Raw genomic sequence first — 21132 nt, 5'->3', positions numbered from 1 at the left:
GCGAAGCCCCGCGATGATGCGTTGGTTCGGCTATGTGATCGGCTGCTTCGTTGCGGGCGTGGTCGCCCTCAACCTGTACTTCTTTGCCGCCATCGCGAGTTGGCAGGTGTTCGATCCGTCGTCTACCAGCTTCATGCGCGCCGAGCGCATGCGCCTATGCGGCGCCAATGTCTTCACCTGCAAGGTCGACCACCGCTGGGTCAATTACGACCAGATATCACGCAACCTCAAGCGCGCGGTCATCGCCAGTGAAGACGCGGATTTTGTCTCGCACAGCGGCTGGGAAGTCGACGCCATGCTCGACGCGTGGGAGAAGAACAAGCGGCGCGGCCACGTGGTCGCAGGCGGTTCGACCATCACGCAGCAACTGGCCAAGAACCTATTCCTCTCAGGCGAGCGCCACTACCTGCGCAAGGGTGAAGAACTCGTCATCACGTGGATGCTTGAGTTCTGGCTCGACAAGGAACGCATTCTCGAGATCTATCTGAACTCGGTGGAATGGGGCGAGGGCGTCTTCGGTGCGGAAGCGGCAGCGCAGCATTACTTCAAGCGCCCGGCTTCGCAGCTTACGGTGGGTCAGGCGGCCCGCTTGGCTGCGGCGCTGCCCGCGCCGAAGTGCTTCGATAAGAAGAGCTACTGCGCCAACGTGCACGTCAACTTCACGCGCAAGGCCACCGTGATCGCCAACCGCATGGGTTCGGCCACGCTGCCGGATTAATCCGGCGCAGGCCTACTTCAGCCAGCCCTTGCGGCGGAAGTACACCAGCGGAATCGCCGCCGACACCACCATCATCAGGATCGCGTACGGGTAGCCTTCTGCCCAGTCCAGCTCCGGCATCACCTTGAAGTTCATGCCGTAGATCGAGGCGATCAGCGTGGGTGGCATCAGCGCCACCGATACCACCGAGAACAGCTTGATGATCTTGTTCTGGTTGATGTTGATGAAGCCGACCGTGGCGTCCATCAGGAAGTTGACCTTGTCGGACAGGAACGCCGTGTGGTTCTCGATGGAATCGATGTCGCGCAACACCTGGCGCGCTTCGTCTTGCTGGTCGGCCGAGAGCAACTGGCTGCGCAGCAGGAACGACACCGCGCGGCGCGTATCCATCACGTTGCGGCGGATCCGGCCATTCAAGTCTTCCACGCGGGCGATGATCTCCAGCACATCGGCGGCGGCGGCGTCGGTCACCTCATCGGCCAGCACACGTTTGCTGGCATCTTCGAGGCGTTCATAGACTTCCTCGATGGAGTCGGCCGAGTATTCCGCGTCGGTAGCGTACAGATCCATCAGCACATCTTTGGCGTTGCGCACCGAGCCCGGGCGAAGCCGCGCACGCATGCGCACCAGCCGGAATGCGGGCAAATCCTCGTCGTGGATGGAGAAGAGCACATCCTTGGTCAAGACGAAGGCCACGCGCACGTTACGGGAAGCGGTTTCTTCGTCGAGCAGGAAATCGGTGCGGATATGGATGTGGCCGTCTTCGCCTTCAAAGTAGCGGGCGGAGGCTTCCAGGTCCCCCAATTGCTCCAGTTCGGGCAGGACCACGCCGTGGGCTTCCTTGATCCACGCCAGCTCTTCGTCGTCGGGGTCGATCACGTCGATCCAGATCGGCTTGTGCTGCAGCAGTTCGCTGCGTTCTTCGACCTGTTCCTGCGCGAGACGGCCTTTTTGCACGACGAACAGGTTGATCATGGATGTTTCCTTGAAGCAGGCGTTGAGCGGGCGGCGAAAAAATCGCGCCGAGTGTAGCGTAAAGAGACGGCAGGTTCAGCCACAAACGGTGGCTTGGCGCGCACGCGTGGGGCAGGCGCCACGCCCGGAAGATGCCGCCACCGGGCCGCCCGACGAGTAAAATGCACACAAGTCATGCGGCCGGCCGGCCGCTCTCACATTCCCGACACCATGCGATTTACCGAACAACTGGCTGCCGCCTGGCAGCGCAACAATTCCCTGCTGTGCGTTGGGCTCGATCCTGACCCGTCGCGCCTGCCGGCGTCGCTGACGGGCACGGGCGGGGCGATCTTCTCGTTCTGCCGCGCCATTGTGGACGCGACCGCCGATCTGGTCTGCGCATTCAAGCCGCAGATCGCCTACTTCGCCTCACAGCGCGCCGAAGACCAGCTCGAGCAGCTCATCAACTACATCCACGAGGCCTACCCCGGTATCCCCGTCATTCTTGATGCCAAGCGCGGCGATATCGGCTCGACCGCCGAGCACTACGCCAAGGAAGCCTTCGAGCGCTATCAGGCCGACGCCATCACCGTCAGCCCATACATGGGTTTTGATTCGATGCAGCCGTACCTCGCGCATGCCGACAAGGGCGTGATCGTGCTGTGCCGCACGTCTAACGCCGGCGGCAGCGATGTGCAGTTTCTGGAAACCGCCGGCCGCCCTGTCTATCAGGTCGTGGCAGAACGTGCGCGCGACGTGTGGAATACCAGCGGCCAGATGGGCCTGGTGGTGGGCGCGACGTTCCCGGAAGAAATTGCCAAGGTGCGAGAGATTGTCGGCGACATGCCGCTTCTGATTCCGGGTGTTGGTGCCCAGGGCGGTGACATCGAAGCCACGGTGCGCGCTGGCCGCACGGCCGACGGCACCGGCATGATGATCAACTCGTCGCGGGCCATTCTCTATGCCAGCACCGACAGCGATTTCGCCGATGCCGCCCGCCGCGTGGCGCTTGCCACTCGGGACCAGATCAACCAGTTCCGCAACTGATCTGCCTTGTCGGTCCGGTTGCGGTGAGAGCGAGGACGCCATGACCACGCATCCGCACCGCCCCGTTGCCGGTACGCACCGAGAAGAGACCGGTAAGGACCCGGACCGCAAGCTCGAGAAAGAGCGCGACGACACCCACGAGCATGAGACGACGCGTCGCGATCATGATCGCGACCGTCGCCACGAGCACGATCACGAGCACCAGCCGGAACACGATCACGGAGATCGTCGCCGGCCGGATCATCCCAGCGAGATCTAGATCAGGACTCCGCCGAGTCGAGGAAGTCGAGCAGGCCACGCAGTGCGTGCTCCGCTGCCTGCAGGCGGACCTGCTTGCGGTCGCCCTTGAAGTGGCGCGTTTCTACGCGCGTCTGCAGGCGGTTGCTCCAACCGAAACACACCATGCCGACAGGCTTGTCGGCCGTGCCGCCCGTCGGGCCCGCCACACCGGTAATCGAGACGGCCACCTGCGCGCGGCTGTTGAGCACTGCACCCTCGGCCATGGCATGCGCCACGGGCTCGCTCACGGCGCCATGTTCGCGGATTAGCGCCGCCGGAACGCCCAACATCTGCGATTTTGCTTCGTTGGAGTAGACGACGAAGCCGCGCTCGAACCACGCGGACGAGCCTGATACATCGGTGATGGCGGCAGACACCAGCCCGCCGGTGCACGACTCGGCGGATGCCATCATCAGGCTGCGCTTGTTCAGCGTGTCAGCCACCAGTTCGGCCAGTTGGGCCAGGGCGCGGGATTCAGCCATTGCAATACCTTCGAAGCTTCTGACGTCAGACGTCAAAACGAGCGCCACAGCGCAAACACGAGCAGCGTGTAGAACGCCGCGAGAATGTCATCGACCATCACGCCATATCCGCCGCGCACGCCAAAACCCTTGAGCGAGCGGTCGTAATAGCGGATGGGCGCGGGCTTCACCATGTCGAAAAAGCGGAACCACAGGAACGCGGCGAACTGCCCCCCCAGCGTGGTGGGCGTGACGAAGGCCAGCACGAGCCAGAACGCGACTATCTCGTCCCACACCATGGCGCCATGATCGGCCACGCCCAGATCGCGCGCGGTGCGGGCGCATGCCCAGATGCCGATCACGAAGCCAACCGCCGCGATCAGCAGCCAAGTCGGCCCGGAAATCCAGCGTGCAAACACCACGTAGACCAGCCACGCGTACAGCGTACCGACCGTGCCCGGGAGGATGGGCGACAGACCCGAACCAAAGCCAAGCGCGAGGATGCGTGCCGGATGGCCGAACATGAAGCGCGCCGTCGGGCGCCGCACCTGCACGGTCTGGCCCGCCTCGAGGACGACGCTTTCAGGCTGGCCCGGCGGATTGGAGGGCGGGAAGGGAGCGGAAGACATCATGAGGCGGAAGAGAAATGGTCGAAACTGCCGTGCGTGAAGAGGACTGGCGCGCCGTGGGCATCAACGAGCCGCAAGCCGGTTTCGGCGTCGATGCGGCCGATGCGGGTGACGGCCACACCCGCGCGCTGCCCCGCCGCGACCACGGCGTCGCGCGCATCGGCAGGAGCAGTGAAGCAAAGTTCGTAGTCGTCGCCGCCGGCCAGCGTGCATTGCAACTGCAGCGCCAGAGGCTGCGCCGCGAGCGTCGCCGAGCGCGGTACATCGTCGACCGTGATCGTCGCTCCGACGCGGGATTGCGTGAGGATGTGGCCAAGATCGCCCAACAAACCGTCCGATATGTCGAGCGCTGCCCGGGCGACACCGCGCAATGCCAGGCCGAGCGCGACGCGCGGCGTGGGCATGTCCATGCGCGGCTGCACTTGTGCGAGCGCGTCAGGCGTAAGCGCCCATTCGTTGCGCAGGGCGCCGAGGGCCAGCCGCGCGTCGCCTACGGTGCCCGAGACCCAGAGGTCATCGCCGGGCCGGGCAGCGTCGCGGCGTAGTGCCGCAGCGGTGGGAACGTCGCCAAAGACCGTCAGGCTCAGCGTGAGCGGTCCGCGCGTGGTGTCGCCGCCGATGAGTTCACAGTGAAAGGCATCCGCCAGGGCGAGCAGGCCTTCCGAAAACGGTTTAAGCCAGGCAGGATTGGCCTCAGGCAGCGCTACGGCCAGCGTAAAAGCGCGCGGCTCCGCACCCATCGCGGCCAAATCCGACAGATTGACAGCCAGCGCTTTATGCCCAAGTGCGCGCGGCTCCGCATGTGGAAAAAAGTGACGGCCGGCGACCAGCATGTCGGTGGAAATCGCCAATTCGTGCCCGGGGCGAGGCGCCAGCAAGGCGCAGTCGTCGCCTACGCCTAAGGTTGCTTTTGGCGTGGGTCGAGTGAAGTAGCGCCGAATTAGCTCAAATTCGGACAAATTTGCCGAAGAATGAGCGGAGTTGCGTGAATTCGCGGGCTTGGACACGGCAGCGGCAATGGAAGAATATGGGGCAAGCCCGATGGTGCCGTGACAGGACGGTGGAATATTGTAGCGAATACGCATGTCACCCCCACCCAAAATCCCGTTGTGAGATCGCTTTTCACTATATAAAATGACGGGCCCAAGGAGGCGGACCGTATTCCCGTGGCGCTCGTGAGGGTATCCCGGTGGCCCGCTAGATGCGACGGCCGGCGCGCGCGCTGGCCACCCGATACGAGAGACCCATGACCACGGTGGATTCCCAGCCTCAGCAGCCCGCCCGCACGGATGAAGAACTCAAGGCGCAGCAGCGCGCCGCCTTGCGCAAGGCCGCGCTGGAGTACCACGAGTTTCCGACCCCGGGCAAGATTTCCGTCACGCCGACCAAGCCGCTGTCGAACCAGCGCGACCTCGCCCTGGCGTACTCGCCGGGTGTTGCCGCAGCCTGTGAAGAGATCGTCGAAGACGTCGCCAACTCGTTCCGCTACACCGCCCGCGGCAACCTTGTCGGCGTGGTGACCAACGGCACGGCTGTGCTCGGCCTGGGCGATATCGGCCCGGAGGCCTCGAAGCCGGTCATGGAAGGCAAGGCCGGCCTGTTCAAGAAATTTGCTGGCATCGATGTGTTTGACATCGAGATCAACGAAAAAGACCCGCAGAAGCTGGTCGATATCATCGCCTCGCTGGAGCCTACCTTCGGCGGGATCAACCTGGAAGACATCAAGGCCCCGGAGTGCTTCTTCGTCGAGCGCGAACTGCGCAAGCGCATGAAGATCCCCGTCTTCCATGATGACCAGCACGGCACCGCCATCGTGGTGGGTGCTGGCATTACCAACGCGCTGAAGGTCGTCGGCAAGGACATCAAGAAGGTGAAGCTGGTGGCTTCGGGCGCGGGCGCTGCGGCGCTGGCGTGCCTTGACCTGCTGGTTGACCTGGGCCTGCCGCGCGAAAACGTCTGGGTGACGGACCTGGCGGGTGTGGTCTACGAAGGCCGCACCGAACTGATGGACCCGGACAAGGCGCTCTTCGCACAGAAGACCGGCCTGCGCACGCTGGCAGAAGTTATCGACGGCGCCGACATTTTCCTGGGCCTGTCCGCCGCTGGCGTGCTCAAGCAGGACATGGTCAAGCGCATGGCCGACAAGCCGATCATCTTCGCGCTGGCCAACCCGAACCCGGAAATCCTGCCGGAGCTGGCCAAGGAAGTGCGCCCCGACGTCATCATGGGCACCGGCCGCACGGACTACCCGAACCAGGTCAACAACGTCCTGTGCTTCCCGTTCATCTTCCGCGGCGCGCTGGATGTGGGCGCAACCACCATCACGCGTGAGATGGAAGTTGCCGCCGTGCACGCCGTGGCTGAACTGGCCCGTCAGGAGCAAAGCGACATCGTTGCTTCCGCTTACGGCATCCAGGACTTGTCGTTCGGCCCCGAATACCTGATCCCGAAGCCCTTCGACCCGCGCCTGATCGTCAAGATCGCGCCGGCTGTGGCGCAGGCCGCCATGCTGTCGGGCGTGGCCCAGCGTCCGATCGAAGACATGGACGCTTACCGCCAGCATCTGCAGCAGTTCGTCTACCACTCGGGCACGCTGATGAAGCCGATCTTCTCGGCCGCTCGCAAGGTGCCGATGGAGAACAAGCGCATCGTCTTTGCCGAGGGCGAAGAAGAGCGCGTGCTGCGCGCCGTGCAGATCGTCGTGGACGAAAAGCTCGCCAGCCCGATCCTGATCGGCCGCCCGAGCGTGATCGCCCACCGCATCGAGCGTTTCGGGCTGCGCCTGCGCGAAGGCGTGGACTTCGCCGTGGTCAACCCCGAGCACGACGAGCGCTTCCGCGATTACTGGGAGACGTATTACAAGCTGATGGCGCGCAAGGGCGTGACGCCGCAGTACGCCAAGCTGGAGATGCGTCGCCGCAATACGCTCATTGGCGCCGTCATGGTCCACAAGGGCGAAGCGGACGGCATGATCTGCGGCACGATCAGCAACACGGCCGCCCACTTGCGCTACATCGACCAGATCCTGGGCGGCACCAATTGCGTGTATGCGGCCATGAACGGCCTGGTTCTGCCGGGTCGCCAGGTGTTCCTGGCGGATACGCACGTGAACGTCGATCCGACGGCCGAGGAACTGGCCGAGATCACCATCATGGCCGCTGAGGAGCTGTGCCGCTTCGGCATCAAGCCGAAGGTCGCGCTGATGTCGCACTCGAACTTCGGATCATCGGAAGCGCCTTCGGCTATCAAGATGCGCGAAGCGCTGGCGATCCTGCGCGAACGTGCCCCGAACCTGGAAGTGGACGGTGAGATGCACGGTGATGCCGCGCTCGACGAGAAGCTGCGTAACTCGCTGGTGCCGGATTCGCCGCTCAAGGGCGAAGCCAACCTGTTGGTCATGCCGAATATCGACGCGGCCAACATCGCTTACAACCTGCTGAAGACGGCCGCCGGCAACAACATCGCCATCGGTCCGATCCTGCTGGGCGTGAAAAAACCGGTGCATATCCTCACGCCATCGGCTACGGTGCGACGCATCCTCAACATGACGGCCCTGACCGTTGTGGATGCCGCTGCACAAGCGCAACGCTGATCGCGACCGCACCAGAAAAGGGAGCGCACGATGCTGCGCTCCCTTTTTTTATTCACTAAGTTTGCGTGCGCTCACATTTCCGCAAACTAAATAGCCGTATCAAAAAACCCTTCAGACTTCCACCGTCGGTTGATTGTTGTCATTGATGAGCGTACCCTTACGGGCTGAAGGGGTGCTTCTGAGCACATGAGGTCCGAACCGGGCCGGACGGGTTTCAAAAAATGCGGCTTTCCGTACACACGTCTGACTGGTTGGCCTTATTCGGTGCGCGCAATGGGTGGTTTTTGCAGGCGGAAGGATTCCCCAAGTCTTCGGCAGTCGCCCGACTTGTCATTCCCTGCCAGGCCTCTCACGCATTGAGCCGCTTCGCTTTCAGCTGCAAACCGGCTGTCCGGATCGTTATTGGACGGCCACCTGCGCTTGTGACCTGCGCCGGGCTCCGGTCGGCGCGATTCTCCCGTTAGGGCCTGCTGATGACAAAGCGACTTGGAGCGTGGATCGGCCGCTCCGTATCTCAGGCGATGGCGCGTGGTGCGCTGATGGCAACGCTCGCGTTGTCGGTGGCCGGCCTGCCGGTCAATGCGGTTGCTCGGGACACCACCGGCATGGCCGCCGCCGTGGGAACCATTCGCCCGGTAGACCTGCCCAACGAGGCGCAGCGCACGCTGGCACTGATTGAGCAGGGCGGCCCGTTTCCGTATGCAAAAGATGGCACCACGTTCGGCAACTATGAACGACGTTTGCCTGCACAGCGGCGTGGCTATTACCACGAGTACACCGTGAAGGCGCGAGGGGCCCGCAGCCGTGGCGCCCGACGCATTATTTGCGGCGGCGATCAGCAAGCGGCCAACGACTGCTACTACACGGAAGATCACTACAACAGTTTTCAACGGATACAGCGATGACGACCAACATGTTTGGGCTGGACGACTCGCTCACCGCACGCGATGAGCGCGTGGCCCGCGAGGCGTGGCACAAGGCGCAAAATCTGTACGACGGTGTGGTCGGGATGCAAGCCCTGGGCGCACGCGTCGGGGGAGCGGCCAAGTCGCCTCAAAGCGCACCGCAGAACATCATGACGCAGGACAATACTCAGACGGACGACGACGGAGGTCGCGAAGACGCCATGAACCTGTTCAAGACGGTGCGTCCGAATATCGTGCAGTCGATCCGCGCGTTTCGCGTGGCGGATCTGGCCGAGTCGGCGGCCAGCCTTGGCCAGCATTTCCTGTACGCCAACTGCGCGGCCGCGACCACCAAGAGCGAAGTGCTCGACGTGATTGCGCGCGAGTTTCTGTTCCCGAAGCATTTCGGCAAGAACTTCGACGCCCTGGCTGACTGCCTGACCGACATGATCTACAAGGCCGGCCCGCAGCCGGGTTTTGTCATTGTGCTCGAGGGCCTGCCGTGCCAGCCTAAGTTCGACAAGGAAGCGCGTGAAGTGCTGCTGGACGTGTTCCGCGACGCGGCTGAGTTCTGGGGCGAGCGCAAGGTTCAGTTCCGCGTGTTCTATTCGTTCGCGTGAGCTAGGCCGCTCGGTCGGTTGATCGGCCCGGAAATGAAAAAGCCCGCAAATGCGGGCTTTTTTGTTGCCGTGTGAAGGCCGACCGGCGTGTCAGCCCACCCGCTTGTTGCGGCGAATGCGGTCGAACCACACCGCCAGCAGCAGAATGCCGCCGCGAATCAGGTACTGATAGAACGTCGGCACGTTCATCAGGCTCATCGCGTTCTGCACCGACCCCATGATCAGAACGCCGACCAGCACACCGGACACGGTTGCCACCCCGCCCGTGAGCGAAACCCCGCCCAGCACGCAGGCTGAGATCACGCCCAGCTCAAGCCCGACCGACGTTTTCGGATCGCCCAGGCTCATGCGCGAGGCGAGCATCACCCCGGCAAAGCCGGTCACCAGGCCTTGCAAAACGAACACAGCGACTTTGATGCGCGTCACGGGCAAGCCGGCGAGCAGCGCTGCTTCTTCATTGCCGCCGACGGCGAGCACGTTCTTTCCGAACACCGTCTTCTTGAGCAGGAAACCGAACAGCGCGAAGCCGACGATATTGCTCCAGATGGGGTACGAGATGCCGAGGAATGACCCGCCGCCCAGGTCGAAGAAGCTCTCTTCGGAAATCATCACCGCGTCGCCGTTGGAGGTGATGAAGGCGAGGCCGCGCACGACTTCCATCATGGCCAGCGTGACGATCAGTGAGTTGATCTGGTAGCGCGCCACCAGCACGCCATTGACGAGCCCGACCAGGCCGCCCGCCAGCACGCCGGCCCCGACGCCAAGCACCACGCTATGGGTTGCGGTGATGAGCGTGGAGGCCACCACGCCCGCGAACGCCACGATGGAGGCGACGGAGAGGTCGACCTCTCCGAGGGCGAGGACAAACATCATCGTGACCGAGATGGAGCCGATCAAGGTGACGGAGAGCAGCAGGCCCTGGATGTTGCGGCTGCTGATGAAGCCCGGCACCGTGAACGCCAGCGCGGTGAACAGCAGGAGGAACACCACGACGATGCCCGATCGGTTGACCAGCTCCCACGTGAGGGCTGCGCGGCTGGGGATGCCAGGGGCGGCCAATGGCGGGCCGCCCGGCACGGATTCGGTGGATGGCGTTTGCATAGGATCGGTTTCCATGAGGGCGTAATTCGCGCGCTAACGTGGCAGCGCGAGTTTGATGAGGGTGTCAGGCGAGGCGTGCTCTCTGGGCAGATCGCCGACGATGCGGCCCTGCTTCATGACGAGCACGCGGTCGGCAACGCCGATGACTTCCGCCAGGTCGCTCGACACGACGATGACAGTGCGGCCCGCCTCGGCGAGGCCGTAGAGCAGGCTGTAGATTTCGCTGCGGGCGCCGACGTCGATGCCGCGCGTGGGCTCGTCCATCAGGAAGACGTCGATGTCTTCCGCCAGCCAGCGCGAGAGGATCACCTTCTGCTGATTGCCGCCCGACAGCTTGCCGATGGGCGTTTCACCGTTGCGTGTCTTGATGGCAAGCTTGTCGATGAACGACTTGGTGGTCCGCGCTTCCTGCCGGTTGTTCAGCACGCTGAAGCGGCTAAAGTGGCGCCGGCAACTGATGTTCAGGTTATCCGACACCGAGGCGATCGCGACGATGCCTTCCTGCTTGCGGTCTTCAGGGCAGAGCGCGACACCCGCGCGCACCGCATCGCGCGGCGTGGTGAATTGGACGCGCTTGCCTTTGAGGTGAACCTCGCCCGCTGTGGGTTTGACCGCGCCGTAGAGCAGCTTCATCAGCTCCGAGCGCCCCGCGCCGACCAGCCCGAAGAAGCCGACGATTTCCCCTGCATGCGCGCGAAACGATGCGGGTTCGGTCAAGCCGGGCCCCATCAGGCCGCGCACGTCGACCTTCACCTCGCCGAGCGGGCGCGGCTTGTAGCCATACACGTCCTGGATCGAGCGCCCGACCATGCAGCGGATCAGCCGTTCGCGGTCGAGGCTCGCGCCGGCGTTGAACGTGTCGATATGCCGGCCGTCACGGAACACGGTCACGCGATCGCACAGTTCATACACCTCTTCCATGCGATGGGTGACATAGATGATCGCGCGGCCCTCGGCCTTGAGCGCGCGAATGATGCGGAACAACTGCGTCGTCTCGCGCGAGGAGAGCGAACTCGTTGGTTCGTCGAACGCGATCACGCGCGCGTCGCGCATCAGCGCCTTGCCGATCTCGATCATCTGGCGCTGGCCGATCGACAGATGCTTGACGGGCTGGGCCGGATCGAGCCTCTCGCCCAGCCGTTCGAGTTCGCGCAGCGCGCGGGCGATCAACGTTTTCTCGTCGAGCACGCCAAAGCGGTTGGGCAGCGCGCCGAGCATCAGGTTTTCTGCCACCGTCAGCTCAGGCACGAGGTGCAGTTCCTGATAGATGATCGCGATGCCCGCCGCAATGGCTGCGCGCGTGTTTGTGAACTGCTGCGGCACGCCGTCGAGCGACAGCGTGCCGTCCTCCGGCTGGTTGACGCCTGAGAGCACTTTGAGCAGCGTCGACTTGCCCGCGCCGTTCTCGCCCATCAGGCCGTGCACCTCGCCGCGGCGGATGTCGAGCGAGACGTGGTCGAGCGCCAGCACGCCAGGAAAGCGCACGGTGATGCCGTCGAGCTTCAGGTATGCGCCAGCGGAAGCGTCGGGTGGGCCGCTCTCATCAAGTGATTGGACTGTCATCGGTTGCTCTCTGCGGATGCAAGTGGGGCGCGGGACCGGCCCGCGCCGCGTGTTGCATCAAATGCCCAGTTCCTTGCGGACTTCTTGCCAATTGCTGCGCACCATCAGCTTGCCGGTGGTTTGCGTATCGGCCGGCGGCTGTTTGCCGGTCTTGATCCAATCGACGAGGTTTGCGGCGCTATCCTTGCCGTGGTTGGTCGAGCTGACGGCAATCGTGCCGAAGAAGCCCGTCGGTTCCTTCTTCTGGAACTCGGCAAACGCCTCGCCGGCGCCGTTGATGCCGACGCCGATCACATCGGCTGCCGGAATGTGCAGCTGCTCGGTTGCGCGCACGCCGCCCAGCACGCTCTCTTCATTGAGCGCGAAGATGACCCACTTCTTGATGCCCGCATGCTGGGCCAGCACCGGCGACGCGGCATTGAAGCCGCCGGCGTCGTCGGTGGTCTTTTGCGGCGCGTCGAAGATGTTCTCCTTCTTGAAGCCCCCGGCCAGTAGCGTCTGCGTGGCGCCGTCGGTGCGCAGCTTGGCGGTCGGCAGCTCGTAGTTGGTGATGCGCAGCGCGCCCACTTCCTCGGGCTTCCAGCCACGGCGCTTCATCTCGTCGGAGATGGCTTGGCCGACCTGGTTACCGATCTTGAATGCCGACATGCCCAGGTGCGGCACGTTGGCCAGCGGCTTGCCGGACGAGTCGACGAGTTGATCGTCAACCGTGACGAACTTCATGTTGTAGTGCTTGGCGCGTGCCGAGATAGCCGGCCCGAGGCGCACGTCCGGCGCGCAGATGACGAAGCCCTTGGCACCTTGCGCGCCCAGGTTGTCGATGGCGGACAGCACCTTTTCGCCATCGGGCGTGCCGATGTTCACCACTGAAAAGCCGTCCTTCTGGCCAAGCGCGGTGGCAGCTTTCTGTTCGTTGATGAACCACGCCTGCTCGGGCATCTTGACCAGGAAGCCGATCTTGAGCGGCTCGTCGGCGTGGGCGGGCAGGGCGGCGGCCAGCGGCCCCAGGCACAGGGTGGCTGCCAGGGCGGATAGCGTCAGGCGGCGAAGTTTGCGTTGCATGGTTGTCTCCTCGTTGGAATGGCTCTTATGGCACTACGTGAGTCGGGCGTGCTTCACGGCACGAACGGATCAATCAGATGGCGCCGACCGAGCAGCATGGCGTCGGCCACGTGCTGAAGCGGGCGGACATCGACATCGCTTTCGCCGCTGGCGATCAATTCGAGAAAGCGTGTGTACAGGCTTGGGTATTCGCGTTCGGGGCCGACGTCGATCTCAACGCCGTCGATGATCAATTGCTTGCCGCCTTGTGCCAGCCGCAAGGTGCCGTCGCGTGTGGTCACGTCGATCTGCCATAGCTCACCTGCGTCATGGCGCCAGTCGAATTCCGCCCGGATTGCCGTGCCGCGCGCATCGGTGAATGCCAGGTGGGCAGCAATCGGCGTCTGCTGATTGGCGGGCACCCAAAGATCGGCCGCCGTGAGAAAGAACGCATGCGGCAACACGCGGGTCAGGATCGAAAGCGCGTTGATGCCAGGGTCAAACACGCCCAGGCCGCCGGGTTCCCAGATCCATGCCTGGTTCGGGTGCCAGCGGCGCACATCTTCTTTCCACTGCACGTCGACCGAGACGATGGCGCGGCTTGCAAGCCAGTCGCGGGCCGCCTCGACACCAGGCGCATGGCGCGAGTGCCACGAGGCAAACAACGTGCAGCCACGTTCCCGCGCCAGTTCAGCCAGGATCGCAACTTCCGACACGCTGGCGCCCGGGGGCTTCTCCAGCATCACGTGCTTGCCGGCGGCGAGCGCCGCGCGGGCCTGTGCAAATCGCACCTGCGGCGGTGTGCACAACGACACCGCCTGCAGCGCGGGTTCGTCTGCGAGCATGGCGTCGAGCGTCGTGTAGTGCGGCAGGCCGTCAATGCGCGAATGCGGGCTCGCACAGGCCGCGAGCTTGAATCCGGGCTCTGCGGCAAGCGCCGGCAGATGCTGATCGCGCGCGATCTTGCCGACGCCGACAATGCCGATCGAAACGGGGGTGCGTTCACCGTGCATGGCTATCGTCCCCAGCGCAGGACCAGCGGATCGAGCCGCCGGGCAATGTCGATCAGGCCCCGGCGGGTGTCTGGATGCATCGGCGGCAACGGATGGCGCGACGCCTCGCAGGCAATCACACCGCCTTCCTTCATGAGCGCTTTGGCGGCCAGGATGCCGGCCTGCCGGTTCTCGTGATTGATGAGCGGCAACCAGCGTTGATACAGATCGAAGGCGAGATCGTGCTGCCCCTTCGCGTGCGCTTCGATGATTGGCCGGATGCCGTCGGGATATGCGCCGCCTGTCATGCTGCCCGTGGCGCCTGCATCCAGATCGGCCAGCAGCGTGATGGCTTCTTCGCCGTCCCACGGGCCTTCGATGGCATCGCCACCCAGGCGGATCAACTCGCGCAGCTTGGCCGCCGCACCGGGTGTTTCGATCTTGAAGTAGGCCACTTGCTCGATCTCGCGGGCCACGCGCGCGAGGAACGCCGCAGACAGCACCGTGCCGCTGGCCGGCGCATCCTGAATCATGATCGGAATGCCCACCGCGTCCGACACGCGCGCAAAGAATTCGTAGATCTGCGCTTCCGGCACGCGGAAGGTGGCGCCGTGGTAGGGCGGCATCACCATCAGCATGGCGGCGCCCATGTCCTGCGCGCGGCGGCTGCGTTGCGCGCAGACCTGGGTGCTGTAGTGCGAGGTGGTGACGATCACGGGCACGCGGCCGGCTACGTGTTCCAGCGCGGTGCGGGTGAGCACTTCGCGCTCGTCATCGGACAGCGAGAACTGCTCCGAAAAATTGGCCAGGATGCACAGGCCATCCGAGCCGGCATCGATCATGAAATCGATCGCGCGCTTCTGGCTCGGCAAATCGAGTTCGCCGGTTTCGGTGAAGGTGGTGGGCACCACCGGAAAGATGCCGCGATAGCGTGGTGCGTGCGCGGCGGGTTGAGCAATTGGCAAAGCCAGTCTCCTACGCGTGTGTCGATTCAGTGCGAGTGACGCGGTACCGCGGCGCCACGGCAGCCGACCAGGAAATCGAGATCGCAGCCTTCGTCCGCCTGCAGCACGTGGTTGACGTACAGGCGCTGGTAGCCGCCGGCCTCGCCATGCGAACGCTGGGGCTCGTAGGCCGCCAACCTGCGCGCGAGCTCTTCGGGGGAGATGTCCAGGTGAAGCGTGCCCGCCTCGCAATCGAGTTCGATCCAGTCGCCGTCCTGCACCGCGGCCAGCGGGCCGCCCGCCGCAGCTTCGGGCGCCACGTGCAGTACCACCGTCCCATAGGCGGTGCCGCTCATGCGTGCGTCGGAAATGCGCACCATATCCTTCACACCCTGGCGCAGCAGCTTGGGCGGCAGGCCCATGTTGCCAACCTCTGCCATGCCCGGATATCCCTTCGGCCCGCAGTTCTTCATCACCAGCACGGAGCTGGCATCTACCTCCAGGGACTCGTCGACGATGCGTTCCTTGTAGTGCTCCAGGTTTTCGAACACGACGGCGCGGCCGCGATGCTTGAGCAGCTCCGGGCTCGCCGCAGATGGCTTGAGCACCGCGCCACGCGGCGCCAGATTGCCGCGCAGCACGCGAATGCCGCCATCGTCGATCAGCGGGTTGGTGAGCGGGCGGATGACTTCATCATCGGTAATGGGCGCGTCTTTTACGTTGCTCCACAGCGTCTTGCCGTTGACGGTCAGCGCATCGGGATGCGGCAGCAGGTTCGCCTCGCCGAGTCGGCGCAGCACCGCAGGCAGGCCGCCCGCGTAATAGAACTCCTCCATCAGGAAGCGGCCCGAGGGCATCAGGTCGACGATGGTCGGCGTGTCGCGGCCGATGCGCGACCAGTCTTCCAGCTCAAGCGGCACGCCAATGCGCCCGGCAATCGCCTTCAGGTGGATCACGGCGTTGGTCGAACCACCAATGGCTGCGTTGGCGCGGATGGCGTTTTCGAACGCGGCGCGCGTGAGGATCTTAGACAGCGTCAGCCCCTGCAGCGCCATCTCGACGATGCGAATGCCCGACATATGCGCCAGCACGTAGCGCCGCGCATCCACCGCCGGGATGGCCGCGTTGTGCGGCAGCGATGTGCCGAGCGCTTCAGCCATGCATGCCATGGTGGACGCCGTGCCCATCGTGTTGCACGTGCCGGCCGAGCGCGACATCCCCGCTTCCGCCGACAGGAAGCGATGCAGGTCGATCTCACCTGCCTTGAGCGATTCGTGCAGCTGCCACACCGCCGTGCCGGAGCCGATGTTCTTGCCGTCGAGCTTGCCGTTGAGCATCGGCCCGCCCGTTACGACGATGGCCGGTACGTCGCAGCTTGCCGCGCCCATCAGCAGGGCGGGCGTCGTCTTGTCGCAGCCGGTGAGCAGCACCACCGCGTCGATCGGGTTGCCGCGAATCGCCTCTTCAACATCCATGGCCGCGAGGTTGCGCGTGAGCATGGCGGTCGGGCGCAGGTTCGATTCGCCGTTGGAGAACACCGGAAACTCCACCGGAAATCCGCCCGCCTCGTAAATGCCGCGCTTGACGTGCTCGGCGAGCTTGCGGAAATGCGCGTTGCACGGCGTCAGTTCCGACCAGGTATTGCAGATGCCGATGATCGGGCGGCCGTCGAATTCGTGATCGGGGATGCCCTGGTTCTTCATCCAGCTTCGGTACATGAAGCCGTTCTTATCGGCGGTGCCGAACCATTGGGCCGAGCGCAGCTTGGGTTTCGATTCCGACATGGGTGCGTGTGTCACGGACGTGGTAGTCGAGGCGCGCGCGCATCGATCGGCTGCGTGGCACTTGCGGGCCGCGCGGCACGTCCGTTGTCTCCGGTGTGGTTGTGGTTTTTTGATCGGACCGAGTGTACGGAGCGCCCTGATATCCTTCCAATGAAATATTGGCCGTGACCGATATCCGATTTGATATCTCGAGGAAGACCCGATGTCGAACAGCCCCTGGTACGTCCGTGCGCGCCTGAAGACGCGACAGCTGCTGCTGCTGATTGCCCTGGCCGAGGAGGGCAACATCCACCGGGCGGCCGCCGCGCTCAACATGACGCAGCCCGCCGCCTCCAAGCTGCTGCGCGAGCTGGAAGCCATGCTGGATGTGCAGTTGTTCGAGCGCATGCCGCGCGGCATGCGGCCCACGCGCTATGGCGATGCGCTGATTCGCCATGCGCGCGCGGTGGTCGGCAGCCTGGACCAGGCCCAGGAGGAAGTGCTCGGGCTCAAGGCAGGACACCTCGGGCATGTGGCGGTGGGCACCATCACGTCGCCGGGCGTGCGGCTGCTGCCGCCGGTGGTGGCACAGATCACACGCGAGCATCCGGGGCTGCGGGTGTCGCTGGAAATCGAAAGCAGCAACGTGTTGCTGGAACGCCTGGCGCAGGACAAGCTCGATCTGGTGGTCGGCCGCCTGTTTGCCGAGCACGACAAGCTGCACCTGCGCTACGAGCCGCTGGCCGACGAGCCGGTGGTTGCGGTGGCGCGGCCGGGGCATCCGCTGCTGGCGGAACCGTCGCTGACGCTCGCGGACGTGCAGCCGGCCACCTGGGTGGTGCCGCCCATCGGCAGCGTGCTGCGTCACCGGTTCGACCTGATGTTCCAGCGGGAGAGCCTGACAGCGCCGTCCAGCGTGGTGGAAACCTCAGCGCTGCTATTCCTGACGCGCATCCTGGAGCAGAGCGACATGCTGGCCGTGATCGGCGCCGACGTCGCGCAGTACTACGCGACGTATCAGATGCTCGCGATTCTTCCGTTGCCGATGCCGTGCCAGATGGATGACTTCGGCATCATCACGCGCACGGACCGGTTGTTGTCTCCGGCGGCGCTGCATGTGGTGCAGGCACTGCGCGACGCGGGCCGAACGGCCTACGGTGCGGGTTGACTGCCGGCGCAAAAAAGCCCGCAATTGCGGGCTTTTCTCCTGTGCGGCGATGACGTTCAGGCCGCCGGCACTGCGCCCTGCGGCGTGAGGTGGTTGACCGCTTCGGGCAGGCCTTCGGCGAGCTGGTTGGCGAGATCGCCCTCGTTGATGCCGAAGTGGGCGGCCAGTTTTGACACCTCCTCCAGCGCACCCGTGCCGCTCAGTGCTTGGGTAATCTGCTCGCCCGACACCGGCAGGTTCTGGCCATTGCCGATCCACGATTTGACTTGTTCGCCCAGGCCGGCTTGCTCCAGGATCTGCTGCAACGGCCCGAGGCCTCCGACGGCCGCCTGGTCCGCATTGCCGCTGCCGCCGCCCAACAAACCGCCGAGCAGACCACCAAGGCCACCCGCTCCGCCCGCGCCGCCGAGCAGGCTGCCCAGCGCGCCGGCTCCGCCTGCCGCACCCAGCAAACCACCCAGCGAACCGAACAGGCCGCCGCCCTGATCTTCCTGCCCTTGCGGTGCGGCTGCATCGCCTGCGCCTTGCGACTTGTGCTTCATCGCGAGGTAAGCCAGCACGCCCACGGCAAGCAACACCTTTTTGTTGCCCAGCAAGGACGATTGCGCGCCGCTGGCGTCATTGCCGCCGCCGAGAATCGAATCGAGTAGACCCATGATGAAGCTCCTTTGGTCAGTGGCGGGCATGGGGGAAAGGCCCGCCGGTGGGATCAAACGGTCAGTGTTTCGTCGTTAGAACTTAGAACTCGCCGAGCACGGCGTGCAGCGCGGACACGGCAACGAGCGCCGCCGATTCCGTTCTCAGAATACGTCGCCCGAGTGTCAGCGGTAAGAAACCGGCGGCCTCGGCCAGCGCTTCTTCGTCGGGCGAAAGACCGCCTTCGGGGCCGATCAGCAGGACGATGCCGCCGCCTTCGATGCGCGTGCGCGATTGCACCGCCCATTGGGTGAGCGATTGCGTGCCGCGCGGTGACAGCAGCACGCGCGGCGCGTCGGTCGATTTGACGGCGGCAAGCCAGTCACGCAGCGTGGCGACCGGTGCAACCACCGGCACGCGTGCTCGGCCGCATTGCTCGCAGGCGGCCTGCACCAGTGCCTGCCAATGCTGCACGCGCTTGGCGGCACGCTCGCCGGAGAGGCGTACCACGGCGCGTTCGGTCTGTAGCGGAGCCACCGCATTCACACCCAGTTCGACGGCCTTCTCGATCAGCCAATCCATCTTGTCGCCACCGGCAATGCCTTGCGCGAGGGTGATGGCGTAGCGGGCCTCCGTGTCGGGCTGTGTGGCATCCGTAAGGCTGGCGGCGGCGTCGCGCTTGTTGATGGCGTCGAGCCGAGCACGGAATTCGTTGCCGGAGCCATCGAACAGGCAGACGTCATCGCCGACGGCCAGCCGCAGCACGTGGACGTGGCGCGTGACGGCCTCTGGCAGCGTGACGGTGGTGTTGGGGGCAAGCGGCGTATCGACGAAAAAACGGGGAAGCCCCATTACAGCAATCCTTTTGGTGAATCGGGTCAGGCAATCAAGCGATGGAGCGATCAGGCTGTCGCTGGGCGGCAGGCGAGGCCCCAGCGATAACCGTCCGGGTCGCGCACAGCGGCGTAGCGCTCGCCCCAGAAGGCATCGTGCGGCGCCATGATGGACGTGGCGCCCTGGTCGAGCGCGTTCTGATACGCGGTGTCGACGTCGCTGCAATACAGGTGGAAGCTCTGCGGGCATTCAAAGCCCGCGCCGGCCGGGGCTTTCGCGGTGGAGCCGAAGACGCCCTCAGGCGCAAACATCAGCATGAGCTGGCCTTGGTAGGTCATCTCGACGTGGATCGGGCGGCCATGGTCGTGCATTTCATCCTGCACATCAAAACCGAACGCGTTGCGGTAGAAGGCGATGGCGGCCGATGCGTCGCGCACGGTCAGGTACGGGACAAGCCACGGGGTGTTGGCGGGGCGGGGGAAGCTCATGGCGGGCTCCTTCTTCGGCGCAATGCAGCCAGGGACGAGTAGTGTAGAGCGCCCGCCACGCCACAATCAAAAAGAAATCAAAACACCTCGCTTGCCGGGGGCTGGTTGCGCGCGCGGCCGCCGCTGCGCGCAACTTCATCGACGAGCCACTGGCGGAACAATGCAAAGCCCGCGTGCTCGGCCGCCTGGTGTGGATGGATCAGGTAGTACGACAGGCGCAGCGAGGCTTCGGTCGCCAGCGGTCGCATCAGACGGCCGGCGGCGATGTCGTATTCGACGAGGATGCCCTGGCCGAGCGCCACGCCCTGGCCGTCAATGGCTGCCTGCAGCGCCATCAGGGCTTCGGAAAACGCCGGCCCGCGCGTGGCATCGATGTGGGGCACACCGACCTCGTCGAGCCATTGCCGCCAAGTGGGATGGTGCGCCAGATGGCGGCCGCCGCGTTCATGCAGCAGCGTGTGTGTGGCGAGGTCTTGCGGCATGCGGATGGCAGCCTGCAGCGTAGCGTTGCAAACCGGAAAGAAATCGGTGGAGGTGAACCACTCGACGCGCAGGTTGGGCGCGTTGACTTGCCGGTCGTCGATGCACAGATCGAACTGGCCGTGGTCTTGCACGTCGGCGGTCGAGACTTCGACGCGCACGTGCGGATGCTGGTTGAAGAAGCGGTACAGCCGCGGCACCAGCCATTTGGCGCCAAAGGTTGGCGGCACAGCCACGCGCAGCGGCGCGTCGGCGGTGTCCATCAACAGGTCGGTGGCTTGTTCGAGCGCACGCAGCGCGTCGCGCACGCGAGGCAGGTAGTTGTCGCCGGCGTCTGTCAACGTGAGCTGGTTGTTGCGGCGTGCGAAGAGCTTTTTGCCCAGATGATCTTCGAGCTGCTTGATCTGGTGGCTGACAGCGGCGTTGGTCACGCAAAGCTCGTCCGCAGCCCGGCTGAAGCTCAAGTGGCGGCCCGCAACTTCAAAGACGCGCAATGCATTAAGGGGAGGGAGGCGGCGGGGCATGCGTTCTCGTTAAGAAAAATTTAACGTCCAACGAAGAATTTGTAGTTTGCCACGTTAAGGCCGCCCCGACTACAAATGCGCCTGGGGCCGGTGACGATGCTTGGTGTGTGCCTCCAGCGATCTCAAACCGCGCGCCGCACCGGACCCCGCCTACAAAAACATTTCAGGAGACGTCATGAATCGAACCACCGCTGTTCGCGGGTTGCTGGCGTGCGGCCTTGCGCTCGCTGGCTGGACCGCTCCCGCCCTTGCACAAACCAACGTCACGCTGTACGGCCGCGTTGCCAGCGGCATCGACTACCAGAACAACGTCGCTCCCACCGCGACCTCGCCGGGCGGCAGCCTCTGGCGCGCCGCCGACAACCAGTGGGGCACGAGCATGTTCGGGTTCAT

The 21132-nt window shown here is 64.5% G+C and carries 22 protein-coding genes; 8 read left to right on the top strand and 14 right to left on the bottom strand.

The window, feature by feature from the left end:
- Positions 1-13: 13 nt before the first annotated feature.
- The gene (mtgA, locus tag ACCD03_RS18830) at positions 14-718 is read left to right on the top strand and encodes a monofunctional biosynthetic peptidoglycan transglycosylase (protein WP_012436427.1); all 705 of its coding nucleotides are present in this window, start codon (positions 14-16) and stop codon (positions 716-718) included.
- Between the two features lie 12 nt (positions 719-730).
- Here mtgA and corA read toward each other — a convergent pair whose 3' ends face one another.
- Positions 731-1693: a magnesium/cobalt transporter CorA gene (gene corA, locus ACCD03_RS18825; RefSeq protein ID WP_045204817.1), complete on the bottom strand. Its 963-nt coding sequence runs from the start codon at positions 1691-1693 to the stop codon at positions 731-733.
- 210 nt (positions 1694-1903) lie between these two features.
- Between corA and pyrF the strand changes: the two genes are divergently transcribed.
- Together pyrF and ACCD03_RS18815 are read left to right on the top strand one after the other, a co-directional pair.
- Positions 1904-2719: an orotidine-5'-phosphate decarboxylase gene (gene pyrF / locus ACCD03_RS18820; protein WP_253543066.1), complete on the top strand. Its 816-nt coding sequence runs from the start codon at positions 1904-1906 to the stop codon at positions 2717-2719.
- A gap of 40 nt (positions 2720-2759) precedes the next feature.
- On the top strand, positions 2760-2978 hold the full coding sequence (locus ACCD03_RS18815) for a metal transporter (protein ID WP_082076083.1): 219 nt from the start codon (positions 2760-2762) through the stop codon (positions 2976-2978).
- Position 2979: 1 nt separating this feature from the next.
- Here ACCD03_RS18815 and ACCD03_RS18810 read toward each other — a convergent pair whose 3' ends face one another.
- From ACCD03_RS18810 to thiL, 3 genes are read right to left on the bottom strand one after another with little or no spacing between them, the layout of a single operon-like run.
- Complete coding sequence (locus tag ACCD03_RS18810) at positions 2980-3480, bottom strand: CinA family protein (RefSeq protein ID WP_045204842.1); 501 nt, start codon at positions 3478-3480, stop codon at positions 2980-2982.
- A 32-nt stretch (positions 3481-3512) separates the two neighbouring features.
- Complete coding sequence (locus ACCD03_RS18805; RefSeq protein WP_253543068.1) at positions 3513-4091, bottom strand: phosphatidylglycerophosphatase A; 579 nt, start codon at positions 4089-4091, stop codon at positions 3513-3515.
- Positions 4088-5173: a thiamine-phosphate kinase gene (gene thiL, locus ACCD03_RS18800; RefSeq protein ID WP_413412532.1), complete on the bottom strand. Its 1086-nt coding sequence runs from the start codon at positions 5171-5173 to the stop codon at positions 4088-4090. The genes ACCD03_RS18805 and thiL overlap by 4 nt, the downstream gene beginning before the upstream one ends.
- 161 nt (positions 5174-5334) lie before the next feature.
- Between thiL and ACCD03_RS18795 the strand changes: the two genes are divergently transcribed.
- The 3 genes from ACCD03_RS18795 to ACCD03_RS18785 all read left to right on the top strand — a co-directional run bounded on the left by ACCD03_RS18795 (position 5335) and on the right by ACCD03_RS18785 (position 9205).
- A complete protein-coding gene (locus tag ACCD03_RS18795; RefSeq protein WP_413412531.1) occupies positions 5335-7680 on the top strand; it encodes an NADP-dependent malic enzyme in 2346 nt (781 codons plus the stop codon).
- A 473-nt stretch (positions 7681-8153) separates the two neighbouring features.
- Positions 8154-8585 carry a ribonuclease domain-containing protein gene (locus tag ACCD03_RS18790; protein ID WP_413412530.1) on the top strand — a complete coding sequence of 144 codons (432 nt, stop codon included), beginning with the start codon at positions 8154-8156 and terminating at the stop codon, positions 8583-8585.
- Complete coding sequence (locus ACCD03_RS18785; protein WP_413412529.1) at positions 8582-9205, top strand: barstar family protein; 624 nt, start codon at positions 8582-8584, stop codon at positions 9203-9205. The genes ACCD03_RS18790 and ACCD03_RS18785 overlap by 4 nt, the downstream gene beginning before the upstream one ends.
- Positions 9206-9295: 90 nt before the next feature.
- Here ACCD03_RS18785 and araH read toward each other — a convergent pair whose 3' ends face one another.
- Genes araH through ACCD03_RS18755 form a run of 6 tightly spaced genes read right to left on the bottom strand, consistent with a single transcriptional unit; the run spans position 9296 to position 16630 of the window.
- A complete protein-coding gene (gene araH, locus ACCD03_RS18780; protein WP_413412528.1) occupies positions 9296-10306 on the bottom strand; it encodes an L-arabinose ABC transporter permease AraH in 1011 nt (336 codons plus the stop codon).
- Between the two features lie 33 nt (positions 10307-10339).
- Positions 10340-11869, bottom strand: a complete 1530-nt coding sequence (araG, locus tag ACCD03_RS18775; protein WP_413412527.1) for an L-arabinose ABC transporter ATP-binding protein AraG — start codon at positions 11867-11869, stop codon at positions 10340-10342.
- 57 nt (positions 11870-11926) lie between these two features.
- A complete protein-coding gene (locus ACCD03_RS18770; protein ID WP_045204826.1) occupies positions 11927-12931 on the bottom strand; it encodes an arabinose ABC transporter substrate-binding protein in 1005 nt (334 codons plus the stop codon).
- Positions 12932-12984: 53 nt separating this feature from the next.
- Positions 12985-13923, bottom strand: a complete 939-nt coding sequence (locus tag ACCD03_RS18765) for a Gfo/Idh/MocA family protein (protein ID WP_413412526.1) — start codon at positions 13921-13923, stop codon at positions 12985-12987.
- Positions 13924-13925: 2 nt separating this feature from the next.
- Positions 13926-14867, bottom strand: a complete 942-nt coding sequence (locus ACCD03_RS18760) for a dihydrodipicolinate synthase family protein (RefSeq protein ID WP_413412525.1) — start codon at positions 14865-14867, stop codon at positions 13926-13928.
- A gap of 26 nt (positions 14868-14893) precedes the next feature.
- Positions 14894-16630 (bottom strand): IlvD/Edd family dehydratase, encoded by a 1737-nt coding sequence (locus ACCD03_RS18755; RefSeq protein WP_413412524.1) that lies wholly within the window; start codon positions 16628-16630, stop codon positions 14894-14896.
- A 202-nt stretch (positions 16631-16832) separates the two neighbouring features.
- On the opposite strand from ACCD03_RS18755, the gene ACCD03_RS18750 reads away from it, so the two are divergent.
- Entirely contained in the window at positions 16833-17777 is a 945-nt protein-coding gene (locus tag ACCD03_RS18750) for a LysR family transcriptional regulator (protein WP_045204830.1), read from the top strand.
- A gap of 56 nt (positions 17778-17833) precedes the next feature.
- On the opposite strand, the gene ACCD03_RS18745 is transcribed toward ACCD03_RS18750, so the two are convergent.
- The 4 genes from ACCD03_RS18745 to gcvA all read right to left on the bottom strand — a co-directional run bounded on the left by ACCD03_RS18745 (position 17834) and on the right by gcvA (position 20739).
- Entirely contained in the window at positions 17834-18433 is a 600-nt protein-coding gene (locus ACCD03_RS18745) for a YidB family protein (RefSeq protein WP_413412523.1), read from the bottom strand.
- An 82-nt stretch (positions 18434-18515) separates the two neighbouring features.
- Positions 18516-19265, bottom strand: a complete 750-nt coding sequence (locus tag ACCD03_RS18740) for a 16S rRNA (uracil(1498)-N(3))-methyltransferase (RefSeq protein WP_413412522.1) — start codon at positions 19263-19265, stop codon at positions 18516-18518.
- Positions 19266-19315: 50 nt separating this feature from the next.
- Positions 19316-19735: a VOC family protein gene (locus ACCD03_RS18735; protein WP_253543094.1), complete on the bottom strand. Its 420-nt coding sequence runs from the start codon at positions 19733-19735 to the stop codon at positions 19316-19318.
- Between the two features lie 77 nt (positions 19736-19812).
- Positions 19813-20739 (bottom strand): transcriptional regulator GcvA, encoded by a 927-nt coding sequence (gene gcvA / locus ACCD03_RS18730; protein ID WP_045204834.1) that lies wholly within the window; start codon positions 20737-20739, stop codon positions 19813-19815.
- A gap of 175 nt (positions 20740-20914) precedes the next feature.
- Here gcvA and ACCD03_RS18725 point away from each other — a divergent pair.
- A partial coding sequence (locus ACCD03_RS18725) for a porin (protein ID WP_413412521.1) occupies positions 20915-21132 on the top strand: 218 nt, incomplete at its 3' end.

It is taken from the genome of Ralstonia sp. Ralssp135 (genome assembly GCF_047304345.1).
GTDB classification, from domain to species: Bacteria; Pseudomonadota; Gammaproteobacteria; order Burkholderiales; family Burkholderiaceae; genus Ralstonia; species Ralstonia chuxiongensis.
This window is presented reverse-complemented; position numbering and strand designations above follow the sequence as displayed.

What these genes read in the sequence shown, in the direction of transcription:
- mtgA (WP_012436427.1), top strand. Translation starts at nt 14, where the DNA reads ATGATGCGTTGGTTCGGCTATGTGATCGGCTGCTTCGTTGCGGGCGTG.
- corA (WP_045204817.1), bottom strand. Translation starts at nt 1,693, where the DNA reads ATGATCAACCTGTTCGTCGTGCAAAAAGGCCGTCTCGCGCAGGAACAG.
- pyrF (WP_253543066.1), top strand. Translation starts at nt 1,904, where the DNA reads ATGCGATTTACCGAACAACTGGCTGCCGCCTGGCAGCGCAACAATTCC.
- ACCD03_RS18815 (WP_082076083.1), top strand. Translation starts at nt 2,760, where the DNA reads ATGACCACGCATCCGCACCGCCCCGTTGCCGGTACGCACCGAGAAGAG.
- ACCD03_RS18810 (WP_045204842.1), bottom strand. Translation starts at nt 3,480, where the DNA reads ATGGCTGAATCCCGCGCCCTGGCCCAACTGGCCGAACTGGTGGCTGAC.
- ACCD03_RS18805 (WP_253543068.1), bottom strand. Translation starts at nt 4,091, where the DNA reads ATGATGTCTTCCGCTCCCTTCCCGCCCTCCAATCCGCCGGGCCAGCCT.
- thiL (WP_413412532.1), bottom strand. Translation starts at nt 5,173, where the DNA reads ATGCGTATTCGCTACAATATTCCACCGTCCTGTCACGGCACCATCGGG.
- ACCD03_RS18795 (WP_413412531.1), top strand. Translation starts at nt 5,335, where the DNA reads ATGACCACGGTGGATTCCCAGCCTCAGCAGCCCGCCCGCACGGATGAA.
- ACCD03_RS18790 (WP_413412530.1), top strand. Translation starts at nt 8,154, where the DNA reads ATGACAAAGCGACTTGGAGCGTGGATCGGCCGCTCCGTATCTCAGGCG.
- ACCD03_RS18785 (WP_413412529.1), top strand. Translation starts at nt 8,582, where the DNA reads ATGACGACCAACATGTTTGGGCTGGACGACTCGCTCACCGCACGCGAT.
- araH (WP_413412528.1), bottom strand. Translation starts at nt 10,306, where the DNA reads ATGCAAACGCCATCCACCGAATCCGTGCCGGGCGGCCCGCCATTGGCC.
- araG (WP_413412527.1), bottom strand. Translation starts at nt 11,869, where the DNA reads ATGACAGTCCAATCACTTGATGAGAGCGGCCCACCCGACGCTTCCGCT.
- ACCD03_RS18770 (WP_045204826.1), bottom strand. Translation starts at nt 12,931, where the DNA reads ATGCAACGCAAACTTCGCCGCCTGACGCTATCCGCCCTGGCAGCCACC.
- ACCD03_RS18765 (WP_413412526.1), bottom strand. Translation starts at nt 13,923, where the DNA reads ATGCACGGTGAACGCACCCCCGTTTCGATCGGCATTGTCGGCGTCGGC.
- ACCD03_RS18755 (WP_413412524.1), bottom strand. Translation starts at nt 16,630, where the DNA reads ATGTCGGAATCGAAACCCAAGCTGCGCTCGGCCCAATGGTTCGGCACC.
- ACCD03_RS18750 (WP_045204830.1), top strand. Translation starts at nt 16,833, where the DNA reads ATGTCGAACAGCCCCTGGTACGTCCGTGCGCGCCTGAAGACGCGACAG.
- ACCD03_RS18745 (WP_413412523.1), bottom strand. Translation starts at nt 18,433, where the DNA reads ATGGGTCTACTCGATTCGATTCTCGGCGGCGGCAATGACGCCAGCGGC.
- ACCD03_RS18740 (WP_413412522.1), bottom strand. Translation starts at nt 19,265, where the DNA reads ATGGGGCTTCCCCGTTTTTTCGTCGATACGCCGCTTGCCCCCAACACC.
- ACCD03_RS18735 (WP_253543094.1), bottom strand. Translation starts at nt 19,735, where the DNA reads ATGAGCTTCCCCCGCCCCGCCAACACCCCGTGGCTTGTCCCGTACCTG.
- gcvA (WP_045204834.1), bottom strand. Translation starts at nt 20,739, where the DNA reads ATGCCCCGCCGCCTCCCTCCCCTTAATGCATTGCGCGTCTTTGAAGTT.